A 2,033-nucleotide genomic window follows, 5' to 3' on the forward strand; every position below is an offset into this window, starting at 1 on the left:
CTACAGTTGACAAAGAGCCAAAATTCCGATGATAGTTCTAAATCTCAATAACCGCTTGGGTTCCATGATCCAACTCCAGCAAGACATCTATACTTGTATAGAAAATCCTGCCCTGAATAAGGAGATGTAAATATTTCTTTCCTCCAAAATGGTCATAGTTTTGCTGGCAAATCTAACATATCATGGATAAATTAACAAGTGATTTCTGAATTGCTAAACATTTTCTTTTCTTATAGCATATTTTCAGATTTTCTCTTTGAAAAAGATATTTCCAAGAAAAAGGTTCGTTTTTTTATCTATTTTCAAAAAATCCCAAAAACTGAATTGAAAGAATTTTTAGAAAATTTCTGTTTTTTTCTTTACAGTGAAAAAAAATTCTGCTATAATGACTCATGTAATAAAATATGACAATAAAAGGAGAACGATATGACATCTGCTAAAGAATATATCCAAAGCGTGTTTGAAACTGTAAAAGCTCGTAACGGGCACGAGGCTGAATTCCTCCAAGCTGTTGAAGAATTTTTCAACACTTTAGAACCTGTATTTGAAAAACACCCTGAGTATATCGAAGAAAATATCTTGGCACGTATTACTGAGCCTGAGCGCGTGATTTCTTTCCGTGTTCCTTGGGTTGACCGTGATGGAAAAGTTCAAGTAAACCGTGGCTACCGTGTTCAATTCAACTCAGCTGTTGGACCATACAAAGGCGGACTTCGTTTCCATCCAACTGTAAACCAAGGGATCTTGAAATTCCTCGGATTTGAACAAATCTTTAAAAATGTCTTGACTGGACTTCCTATCGGTGGAGGTAAAGGTGGATCAGACTTCGATCCTAAAGGTAAAACAGATGCTGAAGTGATGCGCTTCTGCCAAAGCTTCATGACTGAATTGCAAAAATACATTGGGCCATCACTTGATGTACCTGCTGGTGATATCGGTGTTGGTGGACGTGAGATTGGTTACCTTTACGGTCAATACAAACGCCTTAACCAATTTGATGCTGGTGTCTTGACTGGTAAACCTCTTGGATTTGGTGGTAGCTTGATTCGTCCAGAAGCAACTGGTTACGGTTTGGTTTACTACACTGAAGAAATGCTCAAAGCTAACGGTAACAGCTTTGCTGGTAAGAAAGTGGTTATTTCAGGTTCTGGTAACGTAGCTCAATACGCTCTTCAAAAAGCGACTGAACTTGGTGCAACTGTTATCTCTGTATCTGACTCAAACGGCTATGTCATCGATGAAAATGGTATCGACTTCGATCTATTGGTTGATGTTAAAGAAAAACGTCGCGCTCGTTTGACTGAGTATGCAGCTGAGAAAGCAACTGCTACTTATCATGAAGGTTCTGTATGGACTTACGCTGGAAACTATGATATCGCTCTTCCATGTGCGACTCAAAACGAAATCAACGGTGAAGCAGCTAAACGTTTGGTTGCTCAAGGTGTGATCTGTGTATCTGAAGGTGCCAACATGCCAAGCGACCTTGATGCCATCAAAGTTTACAAAGAAAATGGTATCTTCTACGGACCTGCCAAAGCTGCCAACGCTGGTGGTGTAGCCGTTTCAGCCCTTGAAATGAGCCAAAACAGTCTTCGCCTCTCATGGACTCGTGAAGAAGTTGATGGACGTCTCAAAGACATCATGACAAACATCTTCAACACAGCTAAAACAACTTCAGAAACATACGGTCTTGATAAAGACTACCTTGCAGGAGCTAACATTGCTGCCTTTGAAAATGTAGCAAATGCTATGATCGCACAAGGTATTGTTTAAGATTCATTTGCTTAATCCTCAATCGCTTCGATTGGGGATTTTTAGTTGAGTTAGACAGTTGGAAAATTCTAATTAAATTAAAACCAAACAAATTGATTTCGGAATTCAAACCAATTTCTAACAATATTTTATAAAACTCGGTGGACTATTCTAAATTCAATCTATTTTATACTTTTCTAAAATCTCTTCAAACCACGTCAGCGTCGCCTTACCGTATGTATATGATACTGACTTCGTCAGCTCTATCTGCAACCTCAAAA

At 38.7% G+C, this 2,033-nt stretch carries 1 protein-coding gene and 1 pseudogene; one reads left to right on the plus strand and one right to left on the minus strand.

Going from position 1 to position 2,033, the window contains the following annotated elements; translation table 11 throughout:
• Window positions 1–40 precede the first annotated feature (40 nt).
• A pseudogene (locus HT720_RS10290) lies at window positions 41–221 on the minus strand (hypothetical protein); the annotation flags it as partial.
• 205 nt (window positions 222–426) lie between these two features.
• Between HT720_RS10290 and gdhA the strand changes: the two are divergent.
• The gene (gdhA, locus tag HT720_RS08895) at window positions 427–1,773 is read left to right on the plus strand and encodes an NADP-specific glutamate dehydrogenase (RefSeq protein ID WP_000199543.1); all 1,347 of its coding nucleotides are present in this window, start codon (window positions 427–429) and stop codon (window positions 1,771–1,773) included.
• The last annotated feature ends 260 nt before the right edge of the window (window positions 1,774–2,033 follow it).

This window comes from Streptococcus sp. 68 (genome assembly GCF_013277415.1).
Classification (GTDB): Bacteria; Bacillota; Bacilli; order Lactobacillales; family Streptococcaceae; genus Streptococcus.